General features: G+C 42.1%; 16 protein-coding genes. 9 read left to right on the forward strand and 7 right to left on the reverse strand.

Going from position 1 to position 15897, the window contains the following annotated elements; genetic code table 11:
- Positions 1 to 12 precede the first annotated feature (12 nt).
- The 3 genes from AACW45_RS18870 to AACW45_RS18880 are packed head-to-tail and all read right to left on the reverse strand — an operon-like array spanning position 13 to position 2008.
- On the reverse strand, positions 13 to 909 hold the full coding sequence (locus tag AACW45_RS18870) for a cytochrome c oxidase subunit II (protein WP_190628434.1): 897 nt from the start codon (positions 907 to 909) through the stop codon (positions 13 to 15).
- Positions 906 to 1511 carry a DUF2231 domain-containing protein gene (locus tag AACW45_RS18875; protein ID WP_190628435.1) on the reverse strand — a complete coding sequence of 202 codons (606 nt, stop codon included), beginning with the start codon at positions 1509 to 1511 and terminating at the stop codon, positions 906 to 908. The genes AACW45_RS18870 and AACW45_RS18875 overlap by 4 nt, the downstream gene beginning before the upstream one ends.
- Positions 1508 to 2008 carry a DUF2231 domain-containing protein gene (locus AACW45_RS18880; RefSeq protein WP_190628437.1) on the reverse strand — a complete coding sequence of 167 codons (501 nt, stop codon included), beginning with the start codon at positions 2006 to 2008 and terminating at the stop codon, positions 1508 to 1510. The genes AACW45_RS18875 and AACW45_RS18880 overlap by 4 nt, the downstream gene beginning before the upstream one ends.
- Positions 2009 to 2518: 510 nt before the next feature.
- Here AACW45_RS18880 and AACW45_RS18885 point away from each other — a divergent pair.
- Together AACW45_RS18885 and AACW45_RS18890 are read left to right on the forward strand one after the other, a co-directional pair.
- Positions 2519 to 2938 (forward strand): BlaI/MecI/CopY family transcriptional regulator, encoded by a 420-nt coding sequence (locus AACW45_RS18885; protein WP_190628756.1) that lies wholly within the window; start codon positions 2519 to 2521, stop codon positions 2936 to 2938.
- Entirely contained in the window at positions 2938 to 3783 is an 846-nt protein-coding gene (locus AACW45_RS18890; RefSeq protein ID WP_190628439.1) for a M56 family metallopeptidase, read from the forward strand. Before AACW45_RS18885 ends, AACW45_RS18890 begins: the two co-directional genes overlap by 1 nt.
- Before the next feature lie 30 nt (positions 3784 to 3813).
- On the opposite strand, the gene AACW45_RS18895 is transcribed toward AACW45_RS18890, so the two are convergent.
- From AACW45_RS18895 to nifV, 4 genes are all read right to left on the reverse strand, one after another.
- Positions 3814 to 5154 (reverse strand): glycosyltransferase, encoded by a 1341-nt coding sequence (locus AACW45_RS18895; protein ID WP_190628441.1) that lies wholly within the window; start codon positions 5152 to 5154, stop codon positions 3814 to 3816.
- Positions 5155 to 5342: 188 nt separating this feature from the next.
- Positions 5343 to 5546 (reverse strand): putative nitrogen fixation protein NifT, encoded by a 204-nt coding sequence (gene nifT / locus AACW45_RS18900; protein WP_190628444.1) that lies wholly within the window; start codon positions 5544 to 5546, stop codon positions 5343 to 5345.
- Positions 5543 to 5809 (reverse strand): nitrogen fixation protein NifZ, encoded by a 267-nt coding sequence (locus AACW45_RS18905; RefSeq protein ID WP_096647218.1) that lies wholly within the window; start codon positions 5807 to 5809, stop codon positions 5543 to 5545. Before AACW45_RS18905 ends, nifT begins: the two co-directional genes overlap by 4 nt.
- A gap of 127 nt (positions 5810 to 5936) precedes the next feature.
- Entirely contained in the window at positions 5937 to 7052 is a 1116-nt protein-coding gene (gene nifV, locus AACW45_RS18910; protein ID WP_190628446.1) for a homocitrate synthase, read from the reverse strand.
- 1715 nt (positions 7053 to 8767) lie between these two features.
- On the opposite strand from nifV, the gene nifB reads away from it, so the two are divergent.
- The 7 genes from nifB (at position 8768) to nifD (ending at position 15830) form a co-directional block, all read left to right on the forward strand.
- Entirely contained in the window at positions 8768 to 10228 is a 1461-nt protein-coding gene (gene nifB, locus AACW45_RS18915) for a nitrogenase cofactor biosynthesis protein NifB (RefSeq protein ID WP_190628447.1), read from the forward strand.
- 42 nt (positions 10229 to 10270) lie between these two features.
- Positions 10271 to 10630, forward strand: coding sequence for a 4Fe-4S binding protein (locus tag AACW45_RS18920; protein ID WP_190628450.1), 360 nt, complete (start codon positions 10271 to 10273; stop codon positions 10628 to 10630).
- On the forward strand, positions 10627 to 11823 hold the full coding sequence (nifS, locus tag AACW45_RS18925) for a cysteine desulfurase NifS (protein WP_190628452.1): 1197 nt from the start codon (positions 10627 to 10629) through the stop codon (positions 11821 to 11823). Before AACW45_RS18920 ends, nifS begins: the two co-directional genes overlap by 4 nt.
- A 92-nt stretch (positions 11824 to 11915) precedes the next feature.
- Positions 11916 to 12851, forward strand: a complete 936-nt coding sequence (nifU, locus tag AACW45_RS18930; RefSeq protein WP_190628453.1) for a Fe-S cluster assembly protein NifU — start codon at positions 11916 to 11918, stop codon at positions 12849 to 12851.
- A 141-nt stretch (positions 12852 to 12992) separates the two neighbouring features.
- The gene (locus tag AACW45_RS18935) at positions 12993 to 13157 is read left to right on the forward strand and encodes a hypothetical protein (protein WP_190628455.1); all 165 of its coding nucleotides are present in this window, start codon (positions 12993 to 12995) and stop codon (positions 13155 to 13157) included.
- Positions 13150 to 14046 carry a nitrogenase iron protein gene (gene nifH, locus AACW45_RS18940; RefSeq protein ID WP_190628457.1) on the forward strand — a complete coding sequence of 299 codons (897 nt, stop codon included), beginning with the start codon at positions 13150 to 13152 and terminating at the stop codon, positions 14044 to 14046. The genes AACW45_RS18935 and nifH overlap by 8 nt, the downstream gene beginning before the upstream one ends.
- A gap of 302 nt (positions 14047 to 14348) precedes the next feature.
- The gene (nifD, locus tag AACW45_RS18945; protein ID WP_190628459.1) at positions 14349 to 15830 is read left to right on the forward strand and encodes a nitrogenase molybdenum-iron protein alpha chain; all 1482 of its coding nucleotides are present in this window, start codon (positions 14349 to 14351) and stop codon (positions 15828 to 15830) included.
- Positions 15831 to 15897 lie beyond the last annotated feature (67 nt).

The following is a 15897-nucleotide window of genomic DNA, read 5'->3' on the forward strand; positions in this document are numbered from 1 at the left end:
GAGAAATTGAGTTTAAGAAGGGAAGTTGACTAGGGGGGGTGGTGCGGGTATGACTGTGGGATAGCCACTGGTGAATGCGCCTTTAATTTTTTGGGCGTATTCGTTGGCGGCTTGATTATTCGCGGGGACTGGTTTTTGGGTGGCGGCTGTTTTTAGCCAGTGGTTGTAATCTTCTATGGATTGGACTACTACGTCGGCTTGCATAGCTGCAAAGTAAGTACCGCTAAATTGAGAATCACGCAGTCTATATTTACCGGGGCGAATGGGGGTAAATTCAAAGTCGATGGTTTGTTTGGGTACTATGTCTTGTTTGAGTCGAAAGGCGGGAATGTAAAAGCCGTGGAGAACATCTGCTGATTGCAGTGCTAAACTAATGCGCCGATTAGCTGGTAAATGTAATTCGGTGCTGGTAACATTTTGGTTGGGGTAGCGAAATACCCAAGCCCATTGTTTGGCAAGGACTTCTATTTTTTCAACGGGTTCGGTTGTAGACTCCATTGTTGCTGCATGGGCTGATGCCATTGTATGTATGTGCATGGCTTCCATTGGCCCTTGAATTGCCATTTCTGCATAGATGTTGTAGCTGTAGGTAGCAATCCACAGCACCAGCACAATAGGAATTGTTGTCCAAACGACTTCTAAGGTGATATTGCCTTCAATTGGGGGGCCATCGCTGGTGTCATATTTACCTGCGCGATGGAAAATTATGGAATAGGTGACGGTTCCAGTAACGCCCAGGAAAATGAAGGTTCCTAAAGATACTAAAAAGCTAAATAGTTCATCTATAAGTTTGGATTCGGCGGCGGCTTGGGGGGGAAACCAGGAATAGGCTTGTTCTCCCATCCAGAGGCTGGCAGCTGTGAGGGCGACGCAAGAGCCAATTAAAATTAAGATATTCCGAATTTTCATTTCAATACCGCATTAATATCTTTACCCAATTTCAGTAATTGATCTGCCGTATTATGTACGCCAAACTCTGCCGCCAGTTGCGCTCCTAATGTGCCGTGAACGAACATAATAAACATGATGAAAAATCCAGCCGCTAGATAACTCCACTGCACTTGTTGACTGCTATCTTTTCGCCATACATAACGCTGAAATGCTCTCCATACGGTCATGCCAATAATTAGTGCTAAGAGGAGGACACCACCGACACCATGCCACAGCATTGTCTCCATCGCTGGTAATCCCCAAGCACTTTTTAAATTTGTTGGTGCTTGTGCCAACATGATTTCGTAAAAGCCTGCGGCCACGGTAAAAAAGGTGATAATTGCTGAAGCCAGCATATTGTACCAACCCACATCAAAGAAGCCGGTACGAGTCGCAGGTATTGCTAAAAATTTAAAGACTGGTTTTTCTAGAGGGAATAATACACCCACAACATCAAAAGCAATGGCGATGATAAATAAACCCAAGGTGAGATGGACTAAGTTGGGGTGAATGGGAATGGTGTAAGGTAGTCCGTTTGCGCCTAGTTGCCCTTGCAATTGTTCAATTAGTTGGGTATTCATCGCAAAATACCTGCCTTCACAGCTTCTACAACTGGTACTGTGTGTAGTCCATACACCCACACCAATTCATCTCCCAAATACACTTGGAAGAACACTAAACAAGTTAACAGTAGTCCTACTCCCAGATAGGGAACTGGTACTTTTTCTGGGTCACGTAACCGAATGACGTAACGCCACCCTGTAATCGCGGCAATAATTCCTGAAAGCGACCAGCCAATGAGGGTATGTAAATTTAGGACTGGTTCAACTGCGTTGTAAGGTTCGGCTAAACCCGCTTCAATCTGACCAAAGATGATAGCAATAAAAATGGCGATCGTGGCGAAAAACATATTCCACCAACTCACCTCAAAAAGACGGGAGTTACGGCTAAAATAACCCACTACATCACAAAATACGGCAAACAAGACCATTGCAATCACGAAGTGGACAACTATCGGATGGATTGTATCTGGATAAGGTAAATTGTGGTCGTTCAAAGGTGGGAGATATTCCAGCATGGTCTTTTCCTGTGCATATCTATTGCACTTAGTCAAACTTAACAAATATATTCTTCCAATAATGTCTTCAATAATGATTTATCTAGCTATTCTTTAACTTTTTTATAGATTTTTTGTTTGACATAATGTCGGATTTAAACATGACAATCTGTCTTTTGACATTGGTTAATTCTTTCTCATAAAATAACCAGATTACTGGATAGCTTTGATAAAAAATCTGGTAAAAGAGTAACGATTAAACCAGAAAATATTGAATATTCGGTAAGTTATATCGATGGAATTAGAGGAGCAGATAAGAATAAATTACATCAGAATATCCAATGGAAAAAATAATTAGCTTCAATATTTTGCCAAAAATACCATTTGACATTAAGTCAGTTAGGTTGAAATGTCAAAAGACAGTCTGTCAGACTTAAATATGACAATTTGTCAAAGTTATTTTTGATGTTATCTAGCAACCTAATTATCTAGAAATTATTAGTGAATTTAGTTTAAATACCCGGAAAAATGATGAATCCGCTACCAAATTACCGTCCCAAACAATTAAAATTAGGCCCTTTGGAAGCCGAGATTTTAAATATTATTTATTCTCTGGGAACTGCCACAGTTAAAGATATACATAAACGGATCGCTGCCGATCCTCAAAGAGAGTTAACTTATTCATCAGTGGCTACAGTACTCCATCGCCTTACCAAGAAGGGGTGGCTAGAATGTGAGAAACATCAACGCCAGTATCTTTGGCGACCTTTGATTACTCATTCTGAAGCCCAGACAATAAATGCTTATGAACAGTTGCAGAGATTTCTCGAATTGGGGAAGCCGGAGATTATCGCTGCTTTTGCTGACAGTCTGGATGCGGCTAGTGTGGCACAGTTTGAGGCGATCGCAAAAAAAATCCAAGCAGTTCGTAAACTCAGGGAGAAGAAATAATGCATCTATTGATGGTAGTAATGGCGTTAATCCTAGCTTGGTACTTGAGAAGTCAGTGGTCATCCCCGATAGGAAATTGGACGGAACGTTTTCCCCGCGCCTTGTTGCTATTTCTTTTACCGCCGTTACTGCTGTTAACTACAACATTTGCAGTATTTTGCATGGGCCCTCATGGACATATTATGGTTTGGGGATGGGAAGGTTGGGTTAGCTACGGATTAGCTATCAGTTTTTTAGGATTTGCAGGTGTCTTATGGCTAAAATTAGTATGGGAAGGAAGCCAGATAATAAAACAAATTCGCACTTATCCCATAGTTTATCTCTACGGGACAGCAGCACGTTTACTGAATGTACCTGTTGCTTATTGTGCTTTAGTTGGTTTTTGGAAACCTGAATTAATTATCAGTCAGGGATTGTTAGATACCTTAGATGTCCCCCATCTCAAAGCTGTATTAGCTCATGAAAATGGACATCGCCACTATCACGATACCGGTTGGTTTTTCTTTTTCGGGTGGCTACGTCAGTTAACCTCTTGGCTACCGAACACTGAATCATTATGGCAAGAATTATTACTTTTAAGGGAAATACGAGCTGATACTTGGGCTGCTAAACAAGTTGATAGTCTGTTATTAGCAGAGGCTTTACTTTTGGTTGTCAATACTCCATTTTTACAGTCAGTAAATTTTTGTGCAGCTTTTGCCGATCGTATTCCCTGTAATCATGTCACACAGAGAATAAATGCGCTTTTGGAGCAACCAGATTTTCAAGGACAGCCAAAAATATGGTTTTGGGTGTGGTTAATTTTGGCACTTGTACCATTACTGGTGATTCCATTTCATCATTAGAGAAATTATCCAAAGATCACAATCTTAAATTTAGTAATTATTTTTACCTTCATGCTGGGTTTTAATCCAGCGCGATCGCTGTTTTTGCAAGCACATTCTTAAAGTAACTACCATCATCACCGGCACCCAATGCACCATGTAGAGCGAACCTTGAATAGTTGCCCACAGCAAAGACAATCCGCGTAAATTTTGATATTGGTAAAGTCCTGCGATAAAAGCACTAGTTAAAATAATACTCAGTATAGTCTGTAGCGGCCACAGCACGGGGCGATCGCTATAAAATATTGACCATAGTAAATCTGGGATTAAGGCTATTGGTAAGAGAAATTGTAAGAGGAAAAATAATAATAAATCGATTTCTTTTTTCCAACCTAAAGTTAAAATTTGGGGAAAATAATCTAAGAAACGCTGATAGCCACCTTCTGCCCAACGACAATGTTGATGCCATAGTTGTTTCCAGGTGATGACTCCTTCTTCTTGAATGGCTAAAGATGTGACAAACTCAATTTCACTACCTACTAAATAAAGTTTAAAACAGAAATCTAAATCATCAGTAACAGTGTCTTCATTCCAGCCATGACAATTTTCTATTAATTCTCGCCGTAATAACATCCCATTCCCGCGTAACTCAGACATTCCGCCGACTGCAATGCGATGGGTTTGCAGAAAACTATCACAAATCATTTCCATTTGTTGACAGCGAGTTAAGAAATTAGTATTTACGTTACATATTGATTTTCTCACTTGCACTGCACCAGTAACTTGATTTTGAAATAGCGGTACTGTTCGCCGGAGAATATTTACAGGTAACTGGGCATCAGCATCACAAATTAATAGAATCTCGCCTTTAGTAACTGGAAAAACTGCGTTCAGCGCGGCTGATTTGCCATTTGTTGATTGGCGAGTATAAACTTGTAAATCGGGAAATTGAATTTGTAAATTGCTCAAAATCGCTGGCGTGTCATCAATACTACCATCATCAACAATCCAAATATCTAAGCGATCGCTAGGATAGTCTACATTAAATAAGCTGTGAACTAAATCCTCTAAAACTGCACTTTCATTTTTGGCGGGAACTACAATTGATACTAATGGTAGATAAGTATCATCCTCCATGACTGGATTTGCTGGTTTTGCCATCAGCATTCGGAACATTTGCACAGTTAGCACCAACGTTAATCCGACAAGTAGCCATTGCAAGATTGGTACTAAATGCAACAAACTCACCAAGATAAAAATCAGTATAACTACTAAACTCGCTTGGAAACTGCGATCGCGATGAATGCTGATATCCTTACCAGACTGATAGGTAGTTTTTGCCAATTTACACCAATTATCCCAATTAATGCCCAGATATAGTCTGAAAAACATGACTATTCTTAAAATACACGAGTAGGGGTGCAAAGCTTTGCACCCCTAAAGATGATTTTTTATTGGGCATGGGGCATTGGGCATTGGGCATGGGGCATTGGGCATGGGGCATTAGGGCAAAGACGCGATGAATCGCGTCTCTACAATTGTCATTCGTCTCCCTTGTCCCCCTTCCCTAGCCCCTATTTTCAAGCTAATCTTTTAGCCTCGATAGTCTGGGGTAAACGTAAGGGTTCTGCTAAATCTGGGATTGCTAATTCCCAACCATTTGCTAAGGTGAAAATTTTTCCTTCATCTCCTATTGTTTGACTAACTACTTCTTCTTCTAAGTCTTTTTTGGCAACATAAACTACTAACTTTCCAGTAGCATTTTGACGCAGCATTACTTTCATTTAATTTCCTCTACAGCTTCTAATTCTTTTTTGCGACAACCAACGATTAAACCCTTTTCAATAAAATGCACTGCATATATATAGGAGTTTTGCAAAAATGTACCAATACTGATGATGTAGCCAATATCTCCCTTTTTTGCTAATGTTGCCCCAATTTCTTGCCCTGGGTATGTGCCATCATTACGGATTAACTTACGAGTTTTGACTTTAGTACCAATTTCAAAGGCTGGTGGTAAATCTAGTTCTAATTCATCTAATTGCATATCAAGCTAGCTTATTTAGGTTGAATATTTAAGTATTTCTTCAGCAAACAAACAAATTAAACAATTTCTTTCCAGTCAACAGTCAACAGTCAACCGTCAACAGTCAACCGTCAACCGTCAACTGTTATCACTTTTGAGATGAAACTAAACTCAAAAGTTCTTCCATATCAAGGCTGCGTTTTTTCTCTACTGAATGTTGTCTGACTGCGTCTAAGATAGATTGAGTTTGTTCTGGATTTAAATCAATACCTTGTTGCTGGAGTAGATTTTTTACTAAGTGTCTACCTGAATGTTTACCCACAACTAAGCGCCTTTCCCAACCGACTTCTTCCGGTGCAAAGGGTTCGTAAGTCACGGGATTTTGCAATACGCCATGAGCGTGAATCCCTGATTCATGAGCGAAGGTATTTTCCCCAACAATCGCTTTCCAAGGCGGTACGTGACAACCTGATGCGGTGGCTACCATGCGAGATAGTTCTAACAAGCGGGTTGTATCAATTCCTAAATCAATACCTTGAATGCGTTTGAGCGCCATGACAACTTCTTCTAAGGCGGCGTTACCGGCTCTCTCCCCTAAGCCATTCACGGTGGTATTCACCGATAAAGCTCCCGCTTGTAATCCGGCTAAGGCGTTGGCTGTAGCTAATCCAAAATCATTATGGGTGTGCATTTCTAGGGGAATCGATAAATATGTCACCAATTGTTTAACTTTGGTATAGGTAGTAAAAGGATCGAGAATGCCGACAGTGTCACAAAAGCGAAATCTGGAAGCACCCCATTCTTGAGCATTTAAGGCGACTTCTAAAAGAAAACTGTCAGTGGCTCTGGAAGAATCTTCACCGCCTACTGCTACCCAAAGACCGCGATCGCGTGCAAAGCTAATAGCATCTTTGAGTTTTTCTAACATACAGCGCCACTGTCCATGAAACTTCGCAGCAATTTGAATTTCTGAGACAGGCACAGATATATGTACGCGCTGTAAACCACAGTTGATAGAAGCCTGAATATCGCTAATATTTGCCCGATTCCAGCCTAATAGCTCTGCTTTTAAACCTAAGTTAGCAATTGCAGCGATCGCTTTTGTTTCTACTTCTCCCATTGCTGGGATACCAATTTCTAATTCAGCAATACCAATAGCATCTAATAATTGCGCGATCGCAACTTTTTCTTGAATATTAAAAGCAACACCCGCCGCTTGTTCCCCATCCCTTAGTGTAGTGTCATTAATCACGATCGCATTCATAATACACAACCCCTTGAGTCGCAATTTAGATTTTCGCTGAGTTCCTGAGTTTAATCATAGGTGTGTTGCTGGGTATTGGGATAGTGAATTAATCACAATTTACTTTTTGGCTTTTACCAATAAATAGCCAAAATAAGTATTTACCATTGCGGGAATAACTATCAAACTTATACCTGCCATTAATATTGTCAGCATCGTAGTTTCCTCACAAGGGATAGGTGATGAAAAAGTCTCTGAGCGGGAAAATTAAAATTGCCAAACTGAAACATCTTTTAATTAGTTCTTAACTATCAACTGATACCAAAAATGTTTGATGAACAATTATGAATTACCATTGCATATTTGCAATAGTAGTTAACAAATCTAGATGCCGATATCATTTTGGGTGAAAGAGCGATCGTCAAGGCAACAGGAGGGAAGGGAAAGGGGGCACAGAAGAACAGAGGACAAGTAACTATTGATTATTGACAACTGACAGATTCCCAATGCCCATATTACTTATATCAGGTGCTTCTAACAACACCAGTACCTGTATTAGCCTGTACTCAATTCTTATAAATTCCGATAGCATCAGAATTTACACATTGAAAAAACTTTTTTCCATCTGAGGGTACTAGTATTTTCTAATTATGCGTACCGTATCTTAGAGGCGATAAATTGGTGGTGATTGACTCCAAACAAAGCTTTACACCAAGTGCTTTTTGCAGTTATCTCTGTCATGAGTTTTTGAATATTTTTATATGTACTCATCTGTACTCATTTGTAATTGCAGAGATTTTTTATGGAAAAGTTTTTGTCTGTATATCCAGCTACAATCTAATATTTTTTGGCTAAGTTTTGGCAAAAAAATCGCCTTCTCTGTGCTGATATGAAACTTCAATGCTCGTATATCAAGTTCTATCAGCTTCTATTTCCTGTCTTTGTCCTAATTTAGGGGTCAGACCCATCATTTAACCAAGCTAGCTCGTCTGTATATGGAAACACAATTTTCGATGAAGTTATTTTAAGGATAGTTTTTTCTAGGGAAAAAGTGTTATTTTAGATACGGAATTGAATTTCGCTTAGCCACTGGGGTAGTGTTTGCTTACTGCTCCAGTTATTTCTCTCAAAAGAACCTAAGTAAGTAGCTCTCAAAAGAGCGATCGCAGACAATCTGAGTACAGATTGAACAACAGCAAAAAACAACTAAGATTACACTCAAACTCAAGCTAGTATTGAGTTACAGGCGAGTACAAAAATACTTGAACCCCTTCGTTATAAATACTCGTACCCCAGGGAATAAATACTAGTACCTATACCTAAAAAGTTTTTTTAAAATCTACGTAAACCTTGCTAATTCTGCGTTACAGATTTTGAGTACAAGGGTAATAAATTTAATAAATTATAAAAAACACCAGCAATTTTCTCTTTTCAAGTGACTGGTATAAATAAGACATGTATCGCTCAACACTTAAAGCACTAACACAAATGTATTGCTCAAAACTTAAAAGCGATCGCTATCCAAGTTTGTAGCAATCATCTCTATGAATCAAAGTCGCCGCTTTAAACCCCAATTTACCCCAATCCCCCAGGCGGACAAACTAGCCGAAAGTCTAAGTTTATCCAACTAGAGTAGGCAATCGAGAGAGTACAACGCGACTTTAATTTCTGACTCAGAGCGAACAAAAGCATCTTGTATAACGCCAGTCCTTTATCCCCAAGGTAAGCGAAATTCAATGACACCACCACCTACAGGACTCCTAACATCAGCTCCCACGGAAACTAAAGCTAAATCTAGTAGTTGTGGTTGCAGTAGCAAAACTGATACCACAACTAGCTTAGATGAAAAAATGAAGGCGCGGATTGAGAAACATCCTTGCTATAGCGAAGAAGCACACCACCACTACGCTAGGATGCACGTTGCAGTTGCACCAGCTTGCAATATCCAATGCAACTATTGCAACCGCAAATATGATTGTGCTAACGAAAGCCGTCCTGGAGTGGTGAGCGAATTACTCACGCCAGAAGAAGCAGCGCACAAAGTTTTAGTAATTGCTGGGAAAATTCCCCAAATGACCGTTTTGGGAATTGCAGGCCCAGGAGATCCCCTAGCAAATCCAGAAAAAACCTTCCGTACCTTTGAGTTAATTGCTGAGAAAGCACCAGATATCAAACTTTGCTTGTCAACCAACGGATTAATGCTTCCCGATTATGTGGATCGGATTAAACAACTGAATATCGATCATGTCACCATCACTATTAATATGGTAGACCCAGAAATCGGCGCGAAAATTTATCCTTGGGTTCACTACAACCGCAAACGCTACAGAGGGATTGAAGGTGTCCGCATTCTGCATGAAAAGCAGATGGAAGGATTGCAAGCTCTCAAAGAAGCAGATATTCTCTGCAAAGTTAACTCGGTGATGATTCCGGGAGTTAACGATGAACATTTGGTAGAAGTCAACGAAGTCATTCGTTCCAAGGGTGCGTTTTTGCATAATATTATGCCCTTGATTTCTGCCCCAGAACACGGTACTCACTTTGGTTTGAATGGTCAACGCGGCCCCAATCCTAAAGAATTGAAAACAGTACAAGATAAATGTTCTGGTAATATGAAAATGATGCGCCATTGTCGTCAATGTCGCGCTGATGCGGTAGGATTATTGGGTGAAGACCGCAGTCAAGAATTTACCAAAGATAAATTCATGGAAATGGCTCCAGAATATAATTTGGAGCAACGCCAAGAAGTCCATGCACAGATAGAGAAATCGCAACAAGAAATCAAAGCTACCAAAGAAAAAGCTGTAGAGACGTTGCAAACAACAGATCTCAAGAACAGACCAAAAATATTAGTTGCAGTTGCTACCAAAGGCGGCGGTTTAGTTAACCAGCACTTCGGTCACGCAAAAGAGTTTATGGTTTACGAAGTAGATGGTAGCAGCGCTAAATTTGTCGGTCATCGCAAAATTGATCATTACTGCCAAAGCGGATACGGTGAGGAAGCGACTTTAGACAACATTATTCAAGCTATCTCCGATTGTAAAGCGGTTCTAGTTTCTAAAATCGGTCACTGTCCTCAGGAAGAATTGCAAAAAGCTGGTTTACAGACAGTTGAAGCTTACGACGTAATCGAAAAAGTGGCTTTGGAATTTTACGACCAGTATATCAAGGGGTTAGAGAAAACTGTTGACTGTTGACTGTTGACCGTTGACTGTTGACTGCTTAAAAAGAGAATCATCATGGTTTACAAGATTACTCGCCAATGTATTTCTTGCCATCGCTGTCGGTCTGTTTGTCCCACTGGTGCTATTAAAATTATCGCAGGCGATCGCTACTGGATTGACTCTAGCCTTTGTACAAACTGTGTTGGTGCTTATGGTGTAGCCCAATGTGCCGCCGAATGTCCGATACAAGATGGTTGCGTAAAAGCACTGACTGATTACTGGGAATCCTGGTTTGCTACTCACGACCGTTTAGTGGCGAAGTTAAAAGGAACTTACCAAGCAGATTACTGGGAACGCTGGTTTAATCTGTACTCTCAAAAACTTTCCGAGCAATTTTCTAAGCGTAAACAAGATGTGGTGAGTCTGGAAGCATGAATGTAATTTATTTAGATAATAATGCTACAACCAAGGTAGATGAACAAGTTATACAGGCAATGCTGCCCTATCTCACCGAGTTTTACGGTAATCCTTCTTCGATGCACAGCTTTGGCGGACAAGTAGGAAAAGCAGTCAGAGAAGCGAGAGCGCAAGTTGCAGCTTTGTTGGGTGCGGAAGATTCAGAAATTATCTTCACCAGTTGCGGTACTGAAGGCAATAATGCAGCTATCAAAGCCGCTTTAGCCGCCCAACCTGATAAGCGCCACATTATTACCACTCAAGTAGAACATGCAGCCATTCTCAATGTCTGCAAACAACTGGAAAAACAAGGTTACACAGTTACCTACCTCTCTGTAGACCGCAAGGGTCAAATTGACTTGATGGAACTAGAAGCCGCCTTAACTGGCAATACTGCTTTAGTTTCCACCATGTACGCCAATAATGAAACCGGTGTGGTGTTCCCAATTGAGCAGATAGGCTTGCGGGCGAAAGATGCAGGTGCTATATTCCATGTAGATGCAGTACAAGCTGTAGGTAAAATTCCCCTCAACCTCAAGACCAGCAGCATTGATATGCTCACCCTCTCCGGTCACAAATTCCATGCTCCCAAAGGGATGGGTGCGTTGTATGTCAGACGCGGTGTGAGGTTCCGTCCTCTGTTAATCGGCGGACATCAAGAACGGGGACGCAGAGCAGGTACAGAGAATGTTCCCGGTATTATTGGTTTAGGCAAAGCTGCGGAATTAGCTCAACTACATTTAAAAGATATACAACGGGAAAAAGCATTACGCGATCGCCTAGAAAAAGGTTTATTATCTGCAATTTATGATACCGAAGTTAACGGTGATATTACGCAAAGATTGCCCAATACCACCAGCATCGGTTTCAAATATATCGAAGGCGAAGCGATTTTATTATCCCTCAACCAATACGGTATCTGTGCGTCTTCTGGTTCCGCTTGTACTTCTGGTTCTTTGGAACCCTCCCATGTTTTGCGGGCAATGGGCTTACCATACACCACTTTACACGGTTCGATTCGCTTCAGTCTTTCACGTTACACCACTGAAGCCGAGATAGACCGAGTTTTAGAAGTAATGCCGCCAATTGTCGAACGTTTACGCGCTATTTCTCCCTTTAATAACGACCAAGCTGATTGGCTGCAAGGAAGGGAAGAGGCTTTGGCTCACTAAGAGAGCAGAGGAAGCAGAGGGGCAGAGGGGAAAGTTTTACTTTATACCTAATGTCGAATATTCAATAATTCATACACAATCTACAAGCGGTCATGTGGGATTATACAGATAAGGTACTAGAACTTTTTTACAACCCTAAAAACCAAGGCGCGATTGAAAATAGCGATGAGTCAGGTGTGGCGGTGGTTTTTGGTGAAGTGGGCAGTATTGCTTGCGGAGATGCTTTAAGACTGCACCTAAAGATAGAAGTAGACAGCGATAAGATTCTTGATGCTCGATTTCAAACTTTTGGCTGTACCAGTGCGATCGCATCTTCTTCGGCTTTGACTGAGTTAATCAAAGGTCTCACCTTAGATGCAGCGCTGAAAGTCACTAATAAAGAAATTGCTGAATACTTAGGTGGACTACCAGAAGCTAAAATGCACTGTTCTGTGATGGGACAAGAAGCCTTAGAAGCAGCGATTTTCAAATACCGGGGTATTCCTGTAGTTGCCCATGACGATGATGAAGGTGCTTTAGTTTGTAGTTGCTTTGGCATCAGCGAAGCCAAGGTTCGCCGTGCGATTCAAGAAAACAACCTCACCACTGCGGAACAGGTAACAAGCTATATCAAGGCTGGTGGCGGCTGCGGTTCTTGCCTTGCTAATATCGATGACCTAATCGCTACGGTGAAACAGGAATCGGCTGTTGGTACTAGCTATAAAATCAGCACCCAAATTGCAGCAAATATTGCCACCACTCAAGAGCAATCCCCAAAACCGCTAACCACAGTGCAAAAAATTGCCTTGATTCAAAAAATTCTCGATGAAGAAGTTAGACCACTACTAATTGCTGATGGCGGAGATATTGAACTTTACGATGTAGATGGCGATCGCGTGCAAGTAGTATTGCAAGGTGCTTGTGGTTCTTGTCCTAGCAGTACCGCTACCCTGAAAGTTGCCGTTGAAGCCAAGTTACAAGAGCGTGTCAGCCAAAGCTTACGAGTAGAAGCTGTTGATCCATTATTCAGCCTTGCCAAGGGTCGTTAGAAATTATGGCATTGCTGAATCCAGATATGAAAATCAAAAATTCCATTTCTTAAACTCTTACTCTCTGCGCCTCTGCGCCTCTGCGTGACACAAATTCATATTTTCACTCAGAAACGCCAAAATTATCACTTAACCAAATATATGCAATCTATCTCTATTCCCGAACCAAAGGTGTTAGAGCGAGCGCCACCAGCGACGTTCTTACAAGCGATCGCAACCAAACAACTAAGCGATCGCACTCTCAAACCCAGACCACCACAAAACCTCAACCACCAAACTTATTGCAGGAGAAACAACCATGACTGACAACAGCATTAGACAAATTGCATTCTACGGTAAAGGCGGTATTGGTAAATCCACAACATCTCAAAATACCCTTGCTGGTCTGGCTGAAATGGGCGAACGGATCATGATTGTAGGTTGTGACCCCAAAGCAGACTCCACCCGTCTCATGTTGCACAGTAAAGCCCAAACTACCATTCTGCACCTAGCTGCTGAACGCGGCGAAATTGAAGATATAGAACTCGAAGAAGTCTTGCTACCTGGTTACTTGGATGTTAAGTGTGTGGAGTCAGGTGGCCCTGAACCTGGTGTTGGTTGTGCTGGACGTGGCATCATTACCGCCATTAACTTCTTGGAAGAAAACGGCGCTTACGAAGACCTAGATTTTGTTTCCTACGACGTATTGGGCGACGTAGTTTGCGGTGGTTTCGCCATGCCAATTCGCGAAGGCAAAGCGCAAGAAATCTACATTGTTTGCTCTGGTGAAATGATGGCAATGTATGCTGCCAACAACATTGCACGGGGTATTCTCAAGTATGCTCACTCCGGTGGTGTGCGTTTAGGTGGTCTAATCTGCAATAGCCGTAACGTTGATGGCGAAATTGAATTAATTGAGGCATTGGCAGCAAGACTGAATACTCAGATGATTCACTTTGTACCTCGTGACAATATCGTACAACACGCAGAACTGCGACGGATGACGGTAATTGAATATGCTCCTGATAGTCAGCAAGCCGAGGAGTACCGTACTTTGGCGAGAAAGATTAAAGAGAACACCAAGCTGACTATTCCCACCCCCATCTCAATGGACGAACTCGAAGAACTGCTGGTTGAATTCGGACTCCTGGGCGGTGAAGAAGAATACCAAAAAGCGATCGCCCAAGACTCAGGCAAAGCAGCCGCAGTAGTCTAATTGCAGCTGCGATCGCAGTGTGATGGTGTCACGATGTCGCCAGAGTTCGTTAATGGAGTGTTCTCCACATTAATTAGCTAAAAAGCCACAGACTCTCACCCATTTAACCACCATCCTACTCCCCATGACTCCAGAAAACTCTTTACTCTGTGTTCTCTGTGCCCTCTGCGGTTAAAAATTATTTATTTGAACCACAGAGAACGCAGAGACACAGAGAGTAGAAGATGAGCATTTGGTGTTAGCAGCAAATAATTTAACCCTTTCCCTGCATTCATCCCCACTAAAGAGGCAGATATAGAATTATGTCACCTACCGAATCCCCAACTTTAACAGAAGCAACATCAGTTGCTGATAAAAAAGAACTTATAAAAGAGGTTCTAGAAGCCTACCCTGAAAAATCGCGCAAAAAGCGCGAAAAACACCTAAACGTTTACGAAGAAGGTAAATCTGATTGCGGCGTTAAGTCCAACATCAAATCCATTCCCGGTACAATGACCACCCGTGGTTGTGCCTATGCAGGTTCAAAAGGTGTGGTTTGGGGCCCCATCAAAGACATGGTTCATATCAGCCACGGCCCCGTTGGTTGCGGTTACTACTCCTGGTCAGGTCGTCGTAACTACTACATCGGTACTACTGGTATCGATACTTTCGGCACGATGCAGTTCACATCCGACTTCCAAGAACGGGACATCGTCTTTGGTGGAGACAAAAAGCTTGCTAAATTAATCGATGAGATTGAAGAACTGTTCCCCCTCAATCGTGGTATCTCCGTACAATCCGAATGTCCAATTGGTCTAATTGGTGACGACATCGAAGCCGTTGCCAAGAAGAAATCCAAAGAAACTGGTAAAACTGTTGTTCCTGTACGTTGCGAAGGCTTCCGGGGCGTATCCCAATCCCTTGGACACCACATCGCCAACGACACCATCCGCGATTGGGTATTCCCCAAAGCCGACAAAGCCAAGAAAGAAGGTACGCTCGGATTTGAACCCGGCCCCTACGATGTAGCAATTATCGGTGACTATAACATCGGTGGTGATGCTTGGTCTAGCCGTATCCTGTTAGAAGAAATCGGCTTGCGGGTTGTCGCTCAGTGGTCTGGAGACGGTACTCTACACGAGATGATGCTCACCCCCAGCGTGAAACTGAACTTAGTTCACTGCTACCGCTCCATGAACTACATCTCCCGCCACATGGAAGAAGCTTATGGTATTCCCTGGTTGGAATACAACTTCTTCGGCCCCACCAAGATTGCGGCATCTCTGCGAGAAATTGCTGCCAAGTTTGACGAGACAATTCAAGCGAAAGCAGAAGAAGTTATTGCCAAGTACGAAGCTCAAACCAAAGCTGTACTTGAAAAGTATCGCTCCCGCTTAGAAGGTAAAACAGTCGCCCTCATGGTCGGTGGTTTGCGTCCCCGTCACGTTGTTCCCGCCTTTGAAGACCTGGGTATGAAGCTGATTGGCACAGGTTACGAATTCGGTCACAACGACGACTACAAACGTACTTCTAACTATGTCGAGAACGGTACATTGATTTACGATGACGTATCTGCCTATGAATTTGAGCATTTCGTCAAAGCACTCAAGCCAGATTTAATCGCTTCCGGGATTAAAGAGAAGTATGTCTTCCAGAAAATGGCGCTTCCCTTCCGGCAAATGCACTCATGGGATTATTCTGGGCCGTACCACGGCTACGACGGATTCGCTATCTTTGCTCGTGACATGGATTTAGCGCTCAACAGCCCGACTTGGAGCTTAATCGGCGCACCTTGGAACAAGTAAAAGCTTTTTTTAACGCAAAGGTACGCAGAGGTTTACGCAAAGGTACGCAGAGTTTTTTGAAGGAGGA

Origin of the sequence: Calothrix sp. FACHB-168, assembly GCF_963889195.1 — a bacterium.
Lineage (GTDB): Bacteria > Cyanobacteriota > Cyanobacteriia > Cyanobacteriales > Nostocaceae > Aulosira > Aulosira anomala_A.